Origin of the sequence: Hydrogenophaga crassostreae, assembly GCF_001761385.1 — a bacterium.
Classification (GTDB): Bacteria; Pseudomonadota; Gammaproteobacteria; order Burkholderiales; family Burkholderiaceae_C; genus Hydrogenophaga; species Hydrogenophaga crassostreae.
The window spans coordinates 3,606,618-3,626,108 of sequence record NZ_CP017476.1; the positions used below are offsets into that span (position 1 = coordinate 3,606,618).

Below are 19,491 nucleotides of genomic sequence, written 5' to 3' on the forward strand. Positions count from 1 at the left end.
CATCAGGGTCTGTGGCCACCAACAAAAGGACGCTTCGGCGTCCTTTTTCTTTTGGCTGCCCTGGCGATGATCCGCCAGAGTGCGCCAGGAAGCCACAAAAAATGCACCCAAGGGAACACCTGCACCCGGGAAAATACCGAGGCCACCACGGCCAATCGGTACACATAATGTGTATACACTTTTGAAGCCCTCACCGAATCACCCCTGCCACTGGAGCCATCGATGAACCTCAACAGCCTGGGTACCCGCGAACAGCTGAAGGACCCGAACTACACCCCCCCGTTGGGCAAGGCGATTCCCCTGGGCATTCAGCATGTGCTGGCCATGTTCGTGAGCAACGTGACGCCGGCAATCATCGTGGCTGGAGCAGCCGGCTTCGGGTTCGGATCGAATTCGCCCGACTTCCCGAACATGATCTACATGATTCAGATGTCGATGTTCCTCGCAGGTGTTGCCACTCTGTTGCAGACCATCGGATTTGGCCCTGTCGGCGCCCGACTGCCTATCGTGCAGGGCACGAGTTTTGCCTTTATTCCAATCATGATTCCGGCGGTGGCTGGCGCAGGGGTGGCCGGCATGGCCGGTCTTATGACAGGTGTCATCATCGGCGGCATATTCCACTTCTTCCTCGGCTTTTTCATTGGCCGCATCCGCCACGCGCTACCGCCACTTGTCACTGGCTTGATCGTATTGATGATCGGGCTGGCGCTGGTCAAAGTGGGTATCGAATACGCCGCCGGAGGCATTCCACTCAAGGGCAAGCCCGAGTTCGGCAGCCTGGTCAACTGGTCTGTGGCGCTGGTGGTGATCGTGGTGACGCTGCTGCTGAAGTTCTTCACCCGGGGCATGCTTTCCGTTGCCGCTGTGCTGGTGGGCCTGATCGTGGGCTACTTCTACGCCATGCTGCTCGGCAAGGTCAACTTTGCACCGATCGCCTCGGCGTCCTGGTTCACGGCGCCCGAACCGTTTAAGTTCGGCTGGGAAATCAACTGGGCCATCATCGTCGGCATGTGCTTCATGGCCGTGGTGTCCGCGGTGGAAACCGTGGGTGATGTCTCGGGTATCACCAAGGGCGGCGCCGGGCGTGAATCCACCGACAAGGAAATCTCTGGTGCCACCTTCGCCGATGGCCTGGGCACCGCTCTCGCCGGCCTCTTTGGTGGACTGCCAAACACCAGCTTCAGCCAGAACGTGGGCCTGATTTCCATGACCGGCGTCATGAGCCGCCATGTGGTCACGCTCGGTGCGCTGTTTCTGATCATCTGTGGCCTGATTCCGAAGTTCGGCGCCGTCATCGCCTCCATGCCCATCACGGTGCTCGGTGGCGGCGTGATCATCATGTTCGGCATGGTCACTGCCGCCGGCGTGAGCATGCTCGCAGATGTGACATGGAATCGCCGGAACATGGTGATCTTCGCCATCTCCCTGTCGATCGGCCTGGGTCTGCAACTGGCGCCCGATGCCTTGCAACACCTGCCAAAGATGGCCCAGGTGCTGATGACCAGCGGCCTGCTGCCTGCCGCCGTGATTTCCATCGTCCTGAACCTGGTGCTGCCGCAGGAACTGGACTGAGCGCATTCAACCCCGCTGAGCCACTGCCAATCACCTTCGGCAGTTCGCTCACACTGCGCCTGGGGTACGGCAGGAACAAGGCCTCCCTACGGAAATGAAGGTGTGCCTTCTCAACTGGCCCTTTTGGGCCAGTTTCTGTTGAAAACCCCCTTTCATGGCGGCGGCTCAGCAAGAAACAGTCGGGTCTTCACCCGCCTGTTCCGGTTTTTGGGCTTCGCAAGCCCCCTGCAAAATGGGAAGCAACCCTGTTCACCCCAACTTTTTTCGCCCACATCACCCACATGCCTGGACCGTCCACCGACATTCACGACGCCTCTGCGCTCGTCATCGACGGCAATCCCCAGTCGCGTTCGATCCTCGTTTCCCAGTTGCGCGAGTTGGGTGTTGGCACCATCACACAGTGTTCACGCCTGGTCGATGCCCGGTCCAAGCTTGAGTTTGCGGCCTTTGATCTGGTGGTCTGTGAACAGTACTTCGAGCGCGAAAACCTCACCGGTCAGGACCTTCTGGATGATCTGCGGCGCAACCAGCTGCTGCCCTTCTACACGGTGTTCGTGATGGTCACATCAGAGGCCTCCTACAGCAAAGTCGCCGAGGCGGCAGAGTCGGCACTCGACGCCTATTTGCTCAAGCCCCACACCTCAGCCGGCCTGGCCGAACGCATCACCATGGCCCGCGACCGCAAGCTCTCACTGCGCGACATCTTCTCCGCCATTGAGGCTGAAAAATTTGATGAGGCTGCGGCCATTTGCAAAGGGCGATTCCAGGCACGCGAACCCTACTGGCTCTACGCCGCGCGCATCGGCGCTGAACTCATGCTGCGCTCAGGCAACCTGGCCGATGCCCAAGCCATGTACGAAGCAGTGGTTGAAGCCAAAACCCTGCCCTGGGCCAAGCTCGGGGTTGCCCGCTCTCAACTTGAAGCCGGATTCCCGCAGCGCGCAGAGACCACGCTGAAAGGGCTGATCGAAACCGAACCAGGCTACAGCGACGCCTACGACGTGATGGGCCGCGCCCAATTCGAACAGGGCAACTTCAAGGATGCCCTGAACACCTTCCGCATGTCGACCAAGCTCACGCCCGGGTCTGTGAACCGATTGCTGAAACACGGCATGATGGCCTACTACGCCGGCGACAGAGAGGAAGGAACAGAGCTTCTCGAACGCGCCACCCGGCTGGGACTGGACTCCAAACTCTACGACGCACAGGCGCTGGTACTTCTGGCCTTTTCCCGACTGGACGACAACGACAACCGTGGCCTTGCGCGCTGCGTTGACCAGCTCATGCACCTGCGTGAACGCCAACCCGACAGTCCACGCCTGCAGCGATTGCTCGATGTGGTCGAGGCACTGGTAGCGATCCAGAGTTACCAAACGGCTCGCGCACTCGATGAAGTGCGGCGCATGGCCAAATCGATACTCCTGCCCAATTTTGATTTCGAGTCAGCCAGCAACCTGCTGGCCTTGATGACGCGCCTGGCTGCCCGCTCCATTCAGCTCTATGAGGTGGATGCGGCGGTGGACGTCATGGGCTTGCGTTTTTGCACCAGCCGGGCCCTCACCGAGTTGCTGGCTTGCGCATGCACCGGGCGCCAGGGCTTCGTCAACCGCGTGCGCGCTGCGCACGTCGAAGTGCTCAAGCTCACCGAGCAAGCCATGACACTCAGTCTCAAAGGCGAACCCCAGAGCGCGGTGCAAGCGTTGCTCGAACAAGGCGAAAAAACCCTGAACGCCAAGATCATCGAGTCAGCCCATCTGGTGTTGCAACGCTACGAAGAGAAGATCACCGAACGCGGTCCTTTGTTGATTCACGCACAAGCGTTGCGCGAAAAATACCGCACCACCGAGATCCATGCCGGATTGGGTGAACAAGCCCACACCGGCCGAGCCGCAGGTGGCATGTCGCTGCCATCGGGCTACAAACCGCAAACCTCCGAAGGTTTGTTGGCAAAATTCAGCGTCGTTTGAAATCAGCGCCGGCCTGAGAATCCACCGGCCAACCCACCCTCAAGCCACGGGCGCGGGAGGGCCTTCGTACAGCCAGGGGTTGTCCAGCAAGGTTTCGCCCAAAGCCCACATCGCTGCGTTGCGCGACCAACGCAGAGGCCCCTCCGCGTGGAAGATGGTTCCATTGCGTGCCGACCTTGATTGCACGCGGGCGTTGCGCTGCCAGCGCGTACGGGCGAAGCGCTGCAACAGCTCGGGCCAATTCACTGGCTGGCTGTTTGCCTCGCCGACCAGTTGCCCCATGGTCCAGGCATCTTCCAGCGCCATCGCGGCCCCCTGCGCCAGGTAGGGGCGCAGCGGGTGGGCTGCATCGCCCAGCAGCGCGACCCGTCCCTGTGCGTGCTCCCGTGCGCCCGCCATGGGAGCGCGGTCGTTCAAAGGCCACAGCTTCCAGTCACCCACCGCATCAACCACCGCCAGCAAATCGCTGCTGACCGGGCCCAGCGTTCGGCGCAGGTCCGCGGCGTGGGCTTCATGGGTCCAGCTCTGTGGATCGCTGCCCACTTCACCGCCATGGCCTTGCCCGATCACACCTTGCACAACCACCACCACGTTGAACCAGTCACCCCTGCGCACCGGGTAATGCACGGCATGCAACCTGGGCCCCAGCCAAGCGGTCACGACGCAAGCCCGCAGTGAGGGAGGCAGGTCACCCGTGCGCACCAAGCCCCGATAGGCCAAATGCCCACTGGAGCGGACCGGCTGCGCTCCCAGCATCTGGCTTCGCACGCGGCTCCACAAGCCATCACATCCCAGGAGGGCTTGCCCTTCGAAAAGTGATCCGTCTTCGTCCGTCACCCTGATGCCGCTGCCACCCTCGACATAAGAGGCCACGCGCTGATTCAAACGCAGTCGAACCCCACTTTGGCGCTCGACAGCTTCCAGCAACAAACCATGCAAATCGGCTCTGTGAACCGTGGCATAGACCTGACCGTAGCGTTGCCTGGCCTCAAACCCCAGCGTCAACGCACCCAAGGCCGTGCCCTTGCTCACATCGCGAACACGCAAGGCCTCCGGAAATGCCGCCACGCCCTTCAAAGCACCCAGCAAGCCCCAGGCATCGAGCACGCGCACCGCGTTCGGGCCCAGCTGCAAACCAGCCCCGACCTCGCCAAAAGCAGAGGCCTGCTCCAGCAAGTCCACGGCCACGCCCTCGCGCGACAGGGCCAGAGCTGCACCCAGCCCACCGATGCCGCCGCCCGCAACAACCACTTGTTCAGTCATGTCAGGCATTGTGCCGCGAGCGCGTGCACTGCCCTTGACTCAGCGCAAACCTCACGCCACACGGTGGAACCACCAGAGTGACAGGCCGGCGGACAACACCACCAGCAACGCTCCCAGCAGGGCCAGCAACCCGGATAGTTCAACCTCCTTGGTTTGCACCGACAAACGAGAGCCCAGTGATTCGTAGACTTTCTTCAAGCTTTCGGCGGTGCCGGCATAGAAGTAACTGCCTTGCGTGATGCGGGCCACGTCCTTCAGGGTGTCCTCGTCCAGCCGAACCCGCATCGACCAGCCCTCAAAACCAATCACTTCGCCCTCCACCGTGCCCACACCCACCGTGTAGATGCGCACGCCCCGCTCAGCGGCCATCTCCGCAGCCTCGGTCGTGTCCACCCCCGTGGTGCGCTGACCATCGGTGAGCAAAATCACCGCCGCCGACCGAAAGGAGCCCGGCTCTACCGGTTCAAAAGGCTTCTCGATCACGGTTTGCCCAATGGCGCGCCCTTGCGGCGCCAACGGATCGCCCCGCGCCGCAAAGGTCATGCGACCCAGGTCGATACCCTGATCGGGAAACAGCTCCGACAAGGCCACCACGATGGCGCTGCCAATGGCCGTGGCGCGCTGCAACTGAAATTTGTCGATGGCCGCATTCAGGTCTTCGCGGCTTAGGGTAACGGGTTGCACCACTTGCGCGGTGCCCGCGAACGCCACGATGCCCACCTTCACCTGACGAGGCAGCTCAGCCAGAAAGGCCTTGGCTGCCACCTGAGAGGCCACCAAACGGTTGGGTTCAACATCGGTGGCGCGCATGCTGCCCGACACATCCATGGCCAAAATAATCGTCTGCTCGGTGGTTGGCAATGGCAACTGGGCCACCGGTCGAGCCGACGCAAGCAACAAAGACGCCACGGCCATGAACAACAGCATCGGCGGCACATGGCGCCGCCAACCCGGGCCCTTGCCGATCAGCGCCTCGCGTACCACCGCCACACTGGCCAGCCGCACCGTGGCGCGCCGGCGCCGACCCATCAACCACCAATACAGCAGCAGCAACACCGGCAAGGCTGCCAGGCCCCACAAAAAATCGGGCCAGATGAAATCCACGGGTATGTCACGCCGTATCGCGCGAAGCGCCGGCAACACCACTGTTGAAAACCACTCGTTCACACCATGCCCCCCACCGTTGGCGCAATGTGCCCAGGCAGGAGCCGCTTGCCACCCACCCGGGCGCGGGCCCGATGGCCGCGCAATTCAACAAAGCGAAGCACGGCGGTGAACAGGTCGTCATCCGTGGCGAGCTCCAGCGTGTCCACCCCCGCGCGGCCCAGGCTCTCACGCAACTGCGCCTCGCGCTGGGCAGCGATGCGGGCATAGCGCTGGCGAAAACCCGTGTCGTGGGTGTCCACCAGCAACTGCTCACCGGTTTCGGCATCACGCACGGTAAGCATGCCCAGGTCGGGCAAAGCCAGCTCCAATGGATCGAGCAGCCGAACGGCCACCACATCGTGGCGCATCGCCAGCTCGCCAAGCGGCTTCTCCCAGCCAGGCTCACTGATGAAATCGGAGACCACAAACAAGGTGCTGCGTTGGTGAACGGTGTGGCTCGCAGCGCGCAGCAAATCGGCCAGCCGGGTCACGCCTTCGTCAACCCCGCTGTTGCGCTCGGCCTTGCGAATGCGATCCAGCAGCTGCAACACCTGCGCCCGCCCACCCCGGGCCGGCAACACCGCGTTGCCACCCGCGCCCCACAGCATCGCGCCCACACGGTTGCCATGGCGCCCGAGCAACCGTGCCAATACGCCCACAAAGCCCAACAACATATCGCTCTTGCGTTGCGAACCCGATCCGAAGTCCACTGACGGGCTCAGGTCGAGCAAAAACCAGGCCGCCATTTCACGGTCTTCCGTGAACACCCGCACATGCGGTTGCTGGAGCCTGGCGGTCACGTTCCAGTCCATGTGCCGCACATCATCGTGGTGCTGGTATTCGCGCAGGTCAGCCAGATCCAAGCCGTTGCCACGCATCAAGGTGCGGTGGTCTCCTTGCAGCAATCCGTCGAGCCGCCGCAAGACGGTCCATTCAAGCCGCTGCAACAACGCGTCGGCACGCTCAGACGGTACCTCCTGTGGCGTGGCACTCGATGAAGACCTGAACAAACCAAACACGCTCAACCCCCTATGCAGCGCGCTGCTCTGGCGCCAACAGTTTGGCAGGCGGCTTCACGGCCGCCATGATGCGGTCAATCAATGCTTCGCTGGTCAGGCCCTCGGACAGACCCTCATACGACAAAACCACGCGGTGGCGCAAGACATCGGGCACGAGATCAACCATGTCGGCAGGCAAGGCATAGGTGCGGCCACGCAAAAGGGCCAAGGCTCTGGCGCCCTCCACCAGGCCAATCGTTGCCCGGGGGCTGGCGCCATAGGTGATCAGCCCAGCGAGTTCTTTCAAGCCGTGCCGCTCTGGAGCACGGGTGGCCGACACCAGCTTCACGGCGTACTGAACCAGTGCCGGGTCCACATACACCGAGCGGCATTGGGCTTGCAATTCGCCCAGTTGTTCGGTGGTGGCGACTGCGTTTACCAGCACCTTCGGGCCCGTGACACGCTCCACGATCACAAACTCTTCTTCATCGGTCGGGTAGTCCAGTTGCACCTTCATCAGAAAGCGGTCCACCTGTGCCTCAGGAAGCGGATACGTACCTTCGGTTTCAATCGGATTCTGCGTAGCCATCACCAGAAAAGGGCTGGGCACGAAGTGGGTTTCACCGGCGATCGTGACCTGCCGCTCCTGCATCACTTCGAGCAGCGCGCTCTGCACCTTGGCCGGAGCCCGGTTGATCTCATCGGCCAGCAACAGGTTGGCAAAAACCGGCCCCAGCGAGGTGCTGAAATCGCCGGTTTTCTGGTTGTAGATGCGTGTGCCCACCAAATCGGCCGGCACCAGATCGGGCGTGAACTGTATGCGCTTGAAACGACCCTGCACCACCTCGGCCAAGGTCTTGACCGTGAGTGTTTTCGCCAAACCCGGCACACCCTCTACCAGCAAATGCCCCTGCGCCAGCATGGCGACCATCACCCGCTCCAGAAAGCGGTCCTGCCCCACAACAACCCGCTTCACCTCGTAAAGGATCTGCTCCATCAATTCTGCCGCTCCACTGGTGTCTTCTCTCACAAGCATCTCCAAAAAAAGAAACTATCCGAAGTGCGAGGCCCAAAACCCAGGGTGCCGCGGAACTGGATTTGCCAGGCCGCCAGCACCGCCTCCTTGAGGGGGCGCGCGAAGCGTGGCAGGGATGGGTCAAAACGGCGGCATCCCCGCCGCCGCCGCCGCTCCTTCAATGGGCACCGCAAATCCAATGCCCACAAACGTCCGGTGATTGGTGGGATTCAGAATACCCGTCACGATACCCACCACCTCGCCATTCAAGGTCACCAATGGCCCGCCCGAGTTGCCCGGGTTGGCCGCCGCATCAAACTGGATCAGGTTGCCAATTTCTTGTGCGCCCTCCTGCGATCTGAAATCCCGGTTCAGACCGGAAACCACGCCGGCCGACACCGACGGGCCAATGCCAAATGGAAAGCCAACAGCAACCACGGTCTCGCCTGGCAACAAATCCGATGAAGAGCGCAGCGTGGCTGCGTGCAAATCATCTGGAACCACATCGGCCTGCAAAACGGCCAGGTCACGATCGGCCTGAACGGCCTTGACCGTTGCGTCCGACTCGGTGCCATCATCAAAGGTCAGGCGAACGATCCGTGCCCCTTGCACCACATGCAGGTTGGTCAGGATCACGCCCTTGTCAACAATCACCACGCCCGTGCCCACGCTGGTTTCGATCTCTTCGCCCTTTTTGTTCTTTGCCAGCCCAGCAACACGCACCACGGAAGGGCGAATTTTTTCAGCCGCGCGTGCGGCAGCCGATGGCAAAGTTTGCGTGGTGAGAGTGCGAAGCACGGCAGCGTCGATGTCCTTTTGAGTCAGTGCGCCTGTGGTTGGCATCGGACGCCAGAACAAGCTCACCACCAACAAGCCCGCCAACATCGCCAGCGCCGACCACATGGCCAACGGGCTGCGCCCGACCCGCCCGAGCGTTGATGCGGGGCGAATGATCTGCTCCTCCCGAGCAGACGCCGCTTCCGCCTCAGACACCAGCGGCTGAGCCAGGGCGCCGAGGCGCCTGGATGAACTGTAGAGAGCTGGCTTTCGCATGGTGGCTCCGTGACTCGCCGGCGGCAATGTCCTACATCATGCCGCGTTGCGCCGCCGCCCTCAAGCGCTCAGCAACTGCCTCAATACGTAAGGCAAAATGCCGCCCGCCTGGTAATAGCTCACCTCTACTGGCGTATCGATGCGCAGGGTGACCGTGGTTTCCACGGTTTCGCCGTTGGCGCGCGTGATCACCAGCTTGGCCTTGCTTTGCGGCAAGAGCTTGGGGTGCGGGAACACATCCACCGATTCATCACCCTTCAACCCGAGCGTTTCCCACGACTCACCCGCCTTGAACTGCAGTGGCAACACGCCCATGCCCACCAGGTTGCTGCGGTGAATGCGCTCGAAACTGCGCGCAATCACGGCACGAATACCGAGCAACTGCGTGCCTTTGGCTGCCCAGTCACGGCTGGAACCGGTGCCGTATTCTTCGCCCGCAAAAACCACCGTGGGGCGACCTGCGGCCATGTAGCGTTGGGCCGCGTCGAAGATCGCAACCTTCGCACCCTTGCCCTCGAACAAGGTGAAACCACCCTCCTCGCGCGAACCATCCGGTCCCGCAGGCAGCATCAGGTTTTTGATGCGCACATTGGCAAACGTGCCGCGCATCATCACGTCGTGATTCCCGCGGCGTGCGCCGTAGCTGTTGAAGTCGGCCTTCATGACGCCGCGTGATTTCAGCCACTCGCCCGCAGGTGAGCTCTCCTTGATTGAACCTGCAGGCGAAATGTGGTCGGTGGTGATGGAGTCCCCAAACAAGGCCATCACGCCTGCGCCCAGCACCGCTGGCTTTTCGGCAGCAGGCTCGGCAACTGCGAACCCATCGAAAAACGGCGGCTCGGCGATGTAGGTGCTGTCGGGCCAGGTGTAGGCGTTGCCGCTCACGCCCTTGATTTTCCCCCACAGCTTGCCCGGCTCGGACTTCACCAGTTCGTAATTGCTGCGGTAGGCTTTGCCCTTCATTGCATATTTCAACAACGCGTGAATTTCATCGCTGCTGGGCCAGATATCGCCCAGGTACACCGGCTTGCCACCTTTGCCCACACCCACGGGGTCGGTCATCAGATCGGTCAGTACCGTGCCCGCAATCGCGTAAGCCACGACAAGTGGCGGGCTTGCGAGAAAGTTGGCTTTGATGTTCGGATGGATGCGGGCTTCGAAGTTGCGGTTGCCCGACAGCACCGCAGAACACACCAGCTGGTTGTCGTTGATTGCCTGGTTGAGCTCTGGCGTCAGGTCGCCCGCATTGCCAATGCAGGTGGTACAGCCGTAGCCCGCCAGTGCAAAGCCCAGTTTCTCCAGGTAAGGCAACAAACCCGTCTCCGTCAGGTACTCGGTCACGATGCGCGAGCCAGGTGCCAGGGAGGTTTTGATGTGCGGCTCGACCTTCAGGCCGGCCTCCACCGCCTTCTTGGCCAGCAGTCCCGCAGCGAGCAAGACACTGGGATTGCTGGTGTTGGTGCAACTGGTGATGGCTGCGATCAGCACATCACCGTGGCCCACCGTGAGTGAACGGCCTGCGTGCTTCGACTTGGCCGCCAGCACGGGCCGATTGCTCACCATTTCCGCCACCGATCGCGATGCACCAGCCGGGGTATCGGCCGGCTTGCCCACCGCCGAGTGTCCACCACCCGGAGACACCGGCACCCTCAGTGACAGGTGTTCTGCATCCTGATTGAACCCATTCTCGGCATTGGGCTTGCTGAACAGCGAGCGGAACTGGTCGGCCACCTGCCCCAGCTCGATGCGGTCCTGCGGGCGCTTGGGTCCGGCGAGACTGGGCGTCACCTTGCCCAGATCGAGCTTCACCACCTGCGAATAGTCGATCTCGCCAGCCTTGGGCACGCCAAACATGCCCTGCGCGCGAAAGTAAGCCTCAAAGGCCTCGATCTCGGCCTTGCTGCGCCCGGTACCGCGGAAGTAATCGAGCGTGCGCTCATCCACCGGGAAGAAGCCCATGGTCGCGCCGTACTCGGGCGCCATGTTGGCTATCGTCGCGCGGTCGGGCAGCGCCAGCGAGGCAGTGCCTTCACCAAAAAATTCCACAAACTTGCCAACCACCTTGTGCTGCCGCAAGATTTCGGTCACGGTCAACACCAGATCGGTCGCTGTCACGCCCTCGCGCAATTGTCCGGTCATCTCGAAACCGACCACATCCGGCGTCAGAATGTAGACCGGCTGTCCCAGCATGGCCGCTTCCGCCTCGATGCCACCCACGCCCCAGGCGACCACACCAATGCCGTTGATCATGGTGGTGTGGCTGTCGGTTCCCACCAGCGTATCGGGGTAATAGAGTCCGCCCTTCATGTGCACGCCACGCGCCAGGTACTCGAGGTTGACCTGGTGCACGATGCCAAAGCCCGGCGGCACCACGCCAAAGGTGTCAAAGGCCTGCATGCCCCATTTGAGGAACTCGTAGCGCTCCTGGTTGCGCTGAAATTCCAGTTTCATGTTCAGGTCGATCGCGTTCTTCTGGCCGAAGTAATCGATCATGATGGAATGGTCCACCACCAGGTCCACCGGCACCAGCGGCTCAATCTTCTTGGCGTCTTGCCCCAGGCGCTCCGCCGTGCTGCGCATGGCGGCCAGATCGGCCAGCAGCGGCACGCCGGTGAAATCCTGCAAGACCACGCGGGCCACCGTGAAAGGCACCTCCGCGCTGCGCTTGGCCTTGGGTTTCCAGTTGGCCAATTGCGCCACATGCGCCTCAGTCACCTTCTCGCCATCGCAATGCCGCACCACGCTCTCCAGAACGATGCGCAAGGAATGGGGCAGGCGCTTGACGTTGGGGAACTGCTTGGCCAGCGCCGGCAGCGAATACAGGCGCCCACTTTTGCCGGACGCTGTTTTGAACGGCTTGACGGTTTTGGCAAAAGGGTGGGCGAACGACTTGGGGGCCATACAAAACTCCTACTTACAGTTTCAAACACAGCCCCATTGTGCGTCTCGGCGAAGCCTGTGCTCGCAGCGCGGTTTCTAGGCTTGCGAAAAACCGTCGCACCCGGGCTCCACCAGCACTGCGCCCAGTGCTGCGTGGGCGATCAAATCACGTCAGAAGCGGCGACTCTCCGTCCGCCCACCCGCCGCAATCGACAGGCCCCATTGGGCAAACACAACCGCACTGGTATTGCCCGAACCTTTGAACTCGACACCCAGCGCTTCCTCACCCTTGACCCACAGCACCTGATCGGTGTCTGCCCCCTGTGAAGGGCTCACGGGAACCAGCGCAATCACCTGCGCCTTGGTCATGCCTGACTGCAAAGCCAGATACGCGTCGTACAGAGTGCCCGCATTGCTCGCAGGCGTGCTCCCGCCTCCTCTCGGACAGCACTTGCCGTCCATTTCGTCAAGCACGCCATCCCGGTTGCAATCGTCTTTCAAATCGATCTTGCCATCCAGATTGCAGTCGGCTGGTTCATATTTGTCATCCGACACGCCGCCGTTATCGAGAACACCCAAAGGGTCCAGGCCTCCCCCGCCACACCCGAGCAAAGGCAGCGTTGTGGTGGCAGCAAGCCAACATGCAAACTGGCGCCGCCCGAATCGGGCAGGAGCTTCATGGATTTTCATAGTTGAACTTTTGTGTTGCTCTACAAGAGTCGAATCATACAAAAGTATTTAGTTCAGATAAGAGGTCTTGCGACGAAAAATTGGTCTGTCAGGCCCCATACAAAACCATCAGACCGCCTTGTATCGACACCTGTCACCCACCGGTCAGTACCTTGTTCCGGTAACTTCTCAGGTAGGTGCGCACAATGCAACGGGGGCTTTCCATGCATTAGCCAGGCGTTCGAGGATGCAATCTCATGTGCAGTGATTGCCCAGGCCACCCCCCCCGGGCGCCACACGCCGATCCGACATGGGCTGTGGCGGCGAACGCTCTACGGCCGACGCGATCGACCGGCGTCGAGGCGTGAGCGCAAGGCGGTGATTCTGTTTCTCCGCTAGCAAAAGCTGCACGCCCGACTGTCGAGATGCTTCGGCCACCGGTCCATCCATTGCCCTGGTGCACCTGTTGCGGCAACGGAAAACCACAACGGTGTGGCGTTCAAAGCCCATGCCATACTTCAATTGTGCGGTTGAATCTCCTTCCCACAACAGCGTGGTCATCCGTATGTTGAAAACCTCTGTGCATCGCCTTGTCGACTAACGAATACACACAATGGCATCAAAGGATCAAATAGAAATAGGATTCGCATTCAACCCCCTCCTGAACCACCGGTAGCATGAAATTCAGGAAAGGTCGGCCTGCGCCTTCCAATTAGCTCAACAGACACTCTTTTACTCACCAGCCCTACCTTCGCCAGGATCGCAGGACAAGAATGCAAAAAAATCACACCAGGCATACAGAAAGAATTACAGTCATCACTGTCAACTTCCGAACGCCTGAGCTGGTTGTTGATCTGATAGAAAGTGTCGCAAGCCAGAGAATTACCATTCCGGGTATCGATATGTATATCGTGGACAACGCTTCGGGAGATCATTCAATTGAAACCATCAAAAACCACTTGAAAGACAAGTGCCATCATTGGGTCACATTGATCGCATCACCTGTGAATGGTGGATTTTCAGCTGGAAACAATCTAGCGCTGAAAAGGGTTATTGGGTGTGCAACGACCGACTTTGTGTGGCTGCTGAATCCTGATACCCGGCTGCTACCGGAAGCAGGAAACGAATTGCTCGGATTCATAAAGAAAGAGAACAGCACAGTCATCGCAGGATCTCGACTGGAAGATGCCGATGGCACGCCTCAAGTGTCAGCCTTCAACTTCCCGGGTGTTATCAGCGAGATGTGCAGGGGTTTTAACCTTGGCCTCATGGACCGCTTATTCCGGAGATTCATCGTACCCAAACCTGTCAGCGAAATGGCTGAACCCTGCGACTGGCTTGCAGGCGCCTCCATTCTAATGTCCACCGAAACCATAAGAACCGTTGGATTCATGGACGAAAACTATTTTTTGTATTTTGAAGAAGTTGACTATTGCCTTCAGGCAAAGCGAAAACGTATTCAGTGCTGGTACGTGCCCACCAGCCGGGTTTACCATGCAGTTGGAGCCTCCACAAAGATTTCTGACAGCAGAACCAAAAGACCCGGTATTCCTCAATACTGGTTTGACTCCAGGAGGCGCTTTTTTTTAAAGAATCGGGGCCCTTTGTCGCTTCTGGCTGCCGACCTCCTTTTCATGATTGGCCACTCAACGTGGTTTCTGAGGGGAAAAATCCAACCTGGCGGACAATCAGGTGCCTTAAAAATGATGCCGCCACATTATTTCAGGGATTTTTTCCGAAACTCTGCCCTGGTGAGGGGACTCACGTTTAAAAAATGAAAGCACTGCGAAGCTCAATCAAGAGCGACTGGATCAATCATGGCCGGGACTGGACAAAGCCGGGATTCAGGGCCCTTGCCATTTACCGGATCGGGGTCTGGCGCATGACCATAGACAACCCGTGGATCAGGAAGCCTGTCTCTTTCATCTACCGGGTTCTCTATCGTTTGGTCCGGAACCTGTATGGGATTGAAATACCGTATACGGCAACATTGGGCAATGACGTGATCATTGAGCACCAGCACAGTATTGTTGTCCATGGGCTGTCTGCCATAGGGGATGGCACCATCATTCGACAAGGGGTGACGATCGGCATCAAGAATCTCGACGATCTTGATGGGGTTCCGATCATAGGCAAACGGGTCAACATCGGAGCGGGGGCCGTCATTCTGGGCAGGATCCATGTTGGCGATGGAGCCACCATTGGAGCCAATTCGGTGGTGGTCCACGATGTCCCTGCAGGAATTACCGTTGTCGGCATACCCGCGAAGCCGATCAGGCCAACATGAAAAATGCCGTTTGCGTTTGTCCCTCATAGCGATTCCAGCGGCGATGAACTCCAAGGCCGTCTCCAGTCAATCTGTGCTTGCGAATCGCCCCCTCCAGATGATTCCACATCCTTTTTGACGAGCATTTCAGGATGTTTGGCGAACGGCTCATTCGTCTGCAAACCGCACCCGAAGATCCCTCGGACCCGTGCAAGCCGGCTCTTGAAGCGAGGTCCGGGATCACCACTGAGCCATGCAAACACACGCTTTTCGTGCGCGCACCTGTGCTGTGCAGAAACGGAGGGAACCGAAGATGAACATCAACCCGGATTGGTAGAACGCCACCAGCAACTGCTGCACTGAATGCTTGAGGCGATCCGCCTCCAACCTATTTGGCCGTCCGGGTTCACGTGCACGACGCTGTTGGAGCAGTGGGTTGCCGTGCGTGCCAACGCACATGAACCAAGGATTCATCCAGCACATTCCTCCAACGGCCGCAGGGCGCAAGTGGTACCTGTCGCAACATATTTGAAGCATGTGCCTGGTTTGAACTCAGCGTCTCTGTGCGGTGGAAAAAAATGCAACACTGCCCCTGTTTCGCCGGACGTTTCCAATCCTTCGACAGAGACCGTTCGGCATGCCAGTGAACGCACAAAATCCGCACTGCAGGCCGCCTTTTTCCACGCAAGGCGTCGATACGTTCACCACGCCAAAACAAAGCATCATCGCGTTGCGACAGCCGGTGTTCAGCGGGACCGGCTTGGTCTGTAAACAGGCACGTCAGTGACAATGGTTCAGCACCAACACCGTTTTCCCCTTGCCCGTCGACATCGCGCTGCGGGTGCTGGCGCGCAAACCTTTCGCCCCCGGCATCGAGGAATCGCCCACCTCCTGCGACGGCTGGTCGCTGCATTGCGACTCTGATGCGCTCCAGCACCAGGCCAGCATCTGGCCCCCAAAAACAAAGCGGCCCCGGAGGGCCGCTTGTTCATGCGCTTCGAGAATGACCGCTCAGGCGGCGACGCCTTTTGCAGTCTCCGCGTATTCCTCGATCTGGTCAAAGTTGAGGTACTTGTAGATCGCGTCGCCGTCGGCGTTCACGATGCCCATGGCTTCGTGGTACTCGGAAACGGTGGGTATGTGCCCCAGTTTGGAGGCAATCGCTGCCAGCTCGGCAGAGGCCAGGTACACAAACGTGTTCTTGCCCAGACGGTTGGGGAAGTTGCGGGTCGAGGTGGACACGACGGTCGCGCCTTCGCGCACCTGCGCCTGGTTGCCCATGCACAGCGAGCAGCCGGGCATTTCGGTGCGGGCACCCGCATTGGCGAACGAAGCGTAGTGACCTTCCTTGATCAGCTCGCTCTCGTCCATCTTCGTGGGCGGAGCGACCCACAGCTTGACAGGGATGTCGCGCTGGGTGCCGAGCAACTTGGCCGCTGCGCGGAAGTGGCCGATGTTGGTCATGCAAGAGCCGATGAAAGCTTCGTCGATCTTGGTGCCAGCGACTTCAGACAGCGTCTTGGCATCGTCCGGATCGTTGGGGCAGCACAGGATGGGCTCCTTGATGTCGGCCAGATCGATCTCGATGACGTGTGCGTATTCGGCGTCCTTGTCGGCTTCGAGCAGGTTGGGGCTGGCCAGCCAGGCTTCGACTTTTTCGATGCGGCGCTGCAGGGTGCGCTTGTCTTCATAGCCGTTGGCGATCATGTTCTTCATCAGCACGATGTTGCTGGTGAGGTACTCCTTGATCGGCTCAGGGTTGAGCTTGATGGTGCAACCGGCGGCGGAGCGCTCGGCTGAAGCGTCGGAGAGTTCAAACGCTTGCTCGACCTTGAGGTCTGGCAGGCCTTCGATTTCCAGGATGCGGCCGGAGAATTCATTGATCTTGCCGGACTTGGCCACGGTCAACAAACCTTGCTTGATGCCGTACAAAGGAATCGCGTGCACCAGATCGCGCAGGGTCACGCCGGGCTGCATCTTGCCTTTGAAACGCACCAACACCGACTCGGGCATGTCCAGAGGCATCACGCCGGTGGCGGCGCCGAAAGCGACGAGACCGGAGCCGGCCGGGAAGCTGATGCCGATGGGGAAGCGGGTGTGGCTGTCGCCGCCGGTACCGACGGTATCGGGCAACAGCAGGCGGTTGAGCCAGCTGTGGATCACGCCGTCGCCTGGGCGCAGCGACACGCCGCCACGGCTGCTGATGAAGGCAGGCAGTTCGCGGTGGGTCTTCACGTCAACTGGCTTGGGGTAAGCGGCGGTGTGGCAGAACGATTGCATCACCAGATCGGCCGAGAAGCCCAGGCAGGCCAGGTCTTTCAGCTCGTCGCGGGTCATGGGGCCGGTGGTGTCTTGTGAACCCACGGTGGTCATCTTGGGTTCGCAGTAGGTACCGGGGCGCACGCCCTGGCCTTCTGGCAATCCAACCGCGCGGCCAACCATTTTTTGCGCCAGCGTGAAACCGGCTTTGGTTTCTTTCGGCGGCGTGGGCAGGCGGAACATCGTCGATGCGGGCAGGCCGAGGAACTCACGTGCCTTGGCGGTCAGGCCACGGCCGATGATCAGGTTGATGCGACCACCAGCGCGCACTTCGTCGAACAGCACATCGCTCTTCAACTTGAACTCGGCCATGGTTTCGCCGTTTTTCAGGATCTTGCCGTCGTAGGGCATGACGTCAACGACATCGCCCATTTCCAGCTTGCTCACATCGACTTCGATCGGCAAAGAGCCGGAGTCTTCCTGCGTGTTGAAGAAGATGGGCGCGATCTTGCCGCCGAGGGTCACGCCGCCGAAACGCTTGTTGGGCACAAACGGGATGTCCTGGCCGGTGGCCCAGACAACCGAGTTGGTGGCCGACTTGCGGCTGGAGCCGGTACCGACCACATCGCCCACGTAGGCCACCAGATTGCCCTTGGCTTTCAGGTCTTCGATGAACTGCATCGGGCCGCGCTTGCCGTCTTCCTCGGGCTTGAAGGCCGCGTCCGGACGCGTGTTCTTCAACATCGCGAGGTAGTGCATCGGGATGTCCGGACGCGTGGTCGCATCGGGCGCGGGGGAGAGGTCGTCGGTGTTGGTTTCGCCGGGCACCTTGAAGACGGTGACGGTGATTTTCTTTTCCACTTCAGGGCGGCTGGTGAACCACTCGGCATCGGCCCAGCTCTGCATCACTTCCTTGGCCTTGGCGTTGCCGGCCTTGGCTTTCTCGGCCACATCGTTGAAGAAGTCGAACATCAACAAGGTCTTCTTCAGACCTTCAGCGGCCACAGTGGCCACATCGGCATCGTCGAGCAATTCGATCAGCGGGTGCACGTTGAAGCCGCCGACCATGGTGCCGAGCAATTCGGTGGCTTTGGCTTTGGAAATCAGGGCGACCTTTTCGTCCTCATGGGCCACGGCGGCCAGGAAACTGGCCTTGACCTTGGCGGCGTCGTCCACGCCAGGCGGCACGCGGTGGGTCAGCAAATCCATCAGGAAGGCGTCTTCACCTGCAGGCGGGTTCTTGATCAGTTCAATCAGGGCGGCGACCTGCTTGGCGTCGAGCGCCAGAGGTGGAATGCCCAGAGCGGCGCGTTCGGCCACATGGGCACGGTAGTCGGTGAGGAAGTCGGACATGGTTTTCTCCAGAAAAATGGGAGGGAACGGAAACTAGAAATCAATGCGCGGCGGGCGCGGCCGGGACAAACCAGTGCGCCACCGCAGCGGGCAAGGTTCGGCCTGTCTGGTGCGCGCGCTCCAGCACTTGCCAATAAAAACGGTAACTCGCGCGGTCGTGCAAACGCCCTTCAAACGACACCGGCGCCCAATCGGCGGCAGCAGCGCGCTCCACGATCTCGGCAGCGGTGTGCACGGCTGTCTCGCTGGGTGCAAACGCACTCAAAATCGGACGAATCTGATCGGGGTGGATGCTCCACATGCGGGTGTAGCCCAGCTCGTTGGCGGCCTTGCGCGCGGCGGTCAGCAGCGCGGCCGAATCTTTGAACTCGGTGACCACATTGTGCGAGGGCACTTTGCCAAACGCATGACAGGCAGAAGCAATTTCCATCTTGGCGCGCAGCACCAGAGGGTGGGCAAACTGTCCCGCCAAACCCATGCCTTCGGCCGGAATCGCACCACCGTGAGCCGACACAAAATCCATCAGGCCAAAGCTCAGGCTTTGCACCCGGGGATGGGCCGCAATGTCAAAGGCGCGGTGTACCGCTGCGGGCGACTCGATCAGCACATGCAAAGGCAGATCGGTGGCCCCTGCCGCGTCCATGGCGGCAACGGCTCGGCAAACGTCTTCGACGGACTCCACCTTGGGAACCATCAAATGGCAAAGGCGCCGACCTGCCTGGCCGGCGATGGTGGCCACATCCGCTTCAAACGAAGCATGGTCAACGGGATGCACCCGCACCGCCACGCGGGCTTCGGGCGCAGCGTCCAACGCCAACCCGGTCACCAGCGCAGCGTGTTCCGCTTCACCGCCCACCGGGGCACCGTCTTCGCAATCGAGGGTGACATCAAAAACACAGGCGCCGAATTCGGCGCCCATGTCAGCCTGCAGTTGCAGGCTTTTGCGCATCCGCGCCTCAACACCGCTGTAGTGGTCACACACCGGCAGCGCGAAAGCGCCGGCCTGGGCTCCAAGCAGTATCTGGGCGGGGTGCGGTTTCACGAGATGCA

13 protein-coding genes are annotated in these 19,491 nt (G+C 60.4%); 4 read left to right on the forward strand and 9 right to left on the reverse strand.

The window, feature by feature from the left end; translation table 11 throughout:
• The first annotated feature begins 222 nt into the window (after positions 1 to 222).
• On the forward strand, positions 223 to 1,572 hold the full coding sequence (locus tag LPB072_RS16560) for a uracil-xanthine permease family protein (RefSeq protein WP_066086250.1): 1,350 nt from the start codon (positions 223 to 225) through the stop codon (positions 1,570 to 1,572).
• Between the two features lie 281 nt (positions 1,573 to 1,853).
• Positions 1,854 to 3,539, forward strand: coding sequence for a response regulator (locus LPB072_RS16565; protein ID WP_066086247.1), 1,686 nt, complete (start codon positions 1,854 to 1,856; stop codon positions 3,537 to 3,539).
• A 39-nt stretch (positions 3,540 to 3,578) separates the two neighbouring features.
• Here LPB072_RS16565 and LPB072_RS16570 read toward each other — a convergent pair whose 3' ends face one another.
• The 7 genes from LPB072_RS16570 to LPB072_RS16600 all read right to left on the reverse strand — a co-directional run bounded on the left by LPB072_RS16570 (position 3,579) and on the right by LPB072_RS16600 (position 12,473).
• Positions 3,579 to 4,802: an FAD-dependent monooxygenase gene (locus LPB072_RS16570; RefSeq protein WP_066086455.1), complete on the reverse strand. Its 1,224-nt coding sequence runs from the start codon at positions 4,800 to 4,802 to the stop codon at positions 3,579 to 3,581.
• A gap of 51 nt (positions 4,803 to 4,853) precedes the next feature.
• Complete coding sequence (locus tag LPB072_RS16575) at positions 4,854 to 5,906, reverse strand: VWA domain-containing protein (protein WP_066086451.1); 1,053 nt, start codon at positions 5,904 to 5,906, stop codon at positions 4,854 to 4,856.
• Positions 5,907 to 5,965: 59 nt separating this feature from the next.
• On the reverse strand, positions 5,966 to 6,967 hold the full coding sequence (locus LPB072_RS16580; protein ID WP_407927765.1) for a DUF58 domain-containing protein: 1,002 nt from the start codon (positions 6,965 to 6,967) through the stop codon (positions 5,966 to 5,968).
• A gap of 10 nt (positions 6,968 to 6,977) precedes the next feature.
• Complete coding sequence (locus tag LPB072_RS16585) at positions 6,978 to 7,943, reverse strand: AAA family ATPase (protein ID WP_231943562.1); 966 nt, start codon at positions 7,941 to 7,943, stop codon at positions 6,978 to 6,980.
• Positions 7,944 to 8,102: 159 nt separating this feature from the next.
• Positions 8,103 to 9,014, reverse strand: a complete 912-nt coding sequence (locus LPB072_RS16590) for a S1C family serine protease (protein ID WP_066086241.1) — start codon at positions 9,012 to 9,014, stop codon at positions 8,103 to 8,105.
• A 60-nt stretch (positions 9,015 to 9,074) separates the two neighbouring features.
• Entirely contained in the window at positions 9,075 to 11,915 is a 2,841-nt protein-coding gene (locus tag LPB072_RS16595; RefSeq protein ID WP_066086238.1) for an aconitate hydratase, read from the reverse strand.
• 150 nt (positions 11,916 to 12,065) lie between these two features.
• Complete coding sequence (locus LPB072_RS16600; protein ID WP_157559342.1) at positions 12,066 to 12,473, reverse strand: hypothetical protein; 408 nt, start codon at positions 12,471 to 12,473, stop codon at positions 12,066 to 12,068.
• 863 nt (positions 12,474 to 13,336) lie between these two features.
• Between LPB072_RS16600 and LPB072_RS16605 the strand changes: the two genes are divergently transcribed.
• Both LPB072_RS16605 and LPB072_RS16610 read left to right on the forward strand, forming a co-directional pair.
• Complete coding sequence (locus tag LPB072_RS16605; protein WP_066086234.1) at positions 13,337 to 14,341, forward strand: glycosyltransferase family 2 protein; 1,005 nt, start codon at positions 13,337 to 13,339, stop codon at positions 14,339 to 14,341.
• A complete protein-coding gene (locus LPB072_RS16610) occupies positions 14,338 to 14,850 on the forward strand; it encodes a serine O-acetyltransferase (RefSeq protein ID WP_066086231.1) in 513 nt (170 codons plus the stop codon). The genes LPB072_RS16605 and LPB072_RS16610 overlap by 4 nt, the downstream gene beginning before the upstream one ends.
• 990 nt (positions 14,851 to 15,840) lie before the next feature.
• On the opposite strand, the gene acnB is transcribed toward LPB072_RS16610, so the two are convergent.
• Complete coding sequence (gene acnB / locus LPB072_RS16615; protein WP_066086228.1) at positions 15,841 to 18,441, reverse strand: bifunctional aconitate hydratase 2/2-methylisocitrate dehydratase; 2,601 nt, start codon at positions 18,439 to 18,441, stop codon at positions 15,841 to 15,843.
• Between the two features lie 40 nt (positions 18,442 to 18,481).
• Positions 18,482 to 19,483 (reverse strand): HpcH/HpaI aldolase/citrate lyase family protein, encoded by a 1,002-nt coding sequence (locus tag LPB072_RS16620; protein ID WP_231943278.1) that lies wholly within the window; start codon positions 19,481 to 19,483, stop codon positions 18,482 to 18,484.
• Between the last annotated feature and the right edge of the window lie 8 nt (positions 19,484 to 19,491).

Excerpts from the sequence above, each read along its gene's own strand:
- LPB072_RS16570 (WP_066086455.1), bottom strand. The coding sequence starts at position 4,802 with ATGACTGAACAAGTGGTTGTTGCGGGCGGCGGCATCGGTGGGCTGGGT.
- LPB072_RS16585 (WP_231943562.1), bottom strand. The coding sequence starts at position 7,943 with ATGGAGCAGATCCTTTACGAGGTGAAGCGGGTTGTTGTGGGGCAGGAC.
- LPB072_RS16560 (WP_066086250.1), top strand. The coding sequence starts at position 223 with ATGAACCTCAACAGCCTGGGTACCCGCGAACAGCTGAAGGACCCGAAC.
- LPB072_RS16605 (WP_066086234.1), top strand. The coding sequence starts at position 13,337 with ATGCAAAAAAATCACACCAGGCATACAGAAAGAATTACAGTCATCACT.
- acnB (WP_066086228.1), bottom strand. The coding sequence starts at position 18,441 with ATGTCCGACTTCCTCACCGACTACCGTGCCCATGTGGCCGAACGCGCC.
- LPB072_RS16590 (WP_066086241.1), bottom strand. The coding sequence starts at position 9,014 with ATGCGAAAGCCAGCTCTCTACAGTTCATCCAGGCGCCTCGGCGCCCTG.
- LPB072_RS16595 (WP_066086238.1), bottom strand. The coding sequence starts at position 11,915 with ATGGCCCCCAAGTCGTTCGCCCACCCTTTTGCCAAAACCGTCAAGCCG.
- LPB072_RS16565 (WP_066086247.1), top strand. The coding sequence starts at position 1,854 with ATGCCTGGACCGTCCACCGACATTCACGACGCCTCTGCGCTCGTCATC.
- LPB072_RS16610 (WP_066086231.1), top strand. The coding sequence starts at position 14,338 with ATGAAAGCACTGCGAAGCTCAATCAAGAGCGACTGGATCAATCATGGC.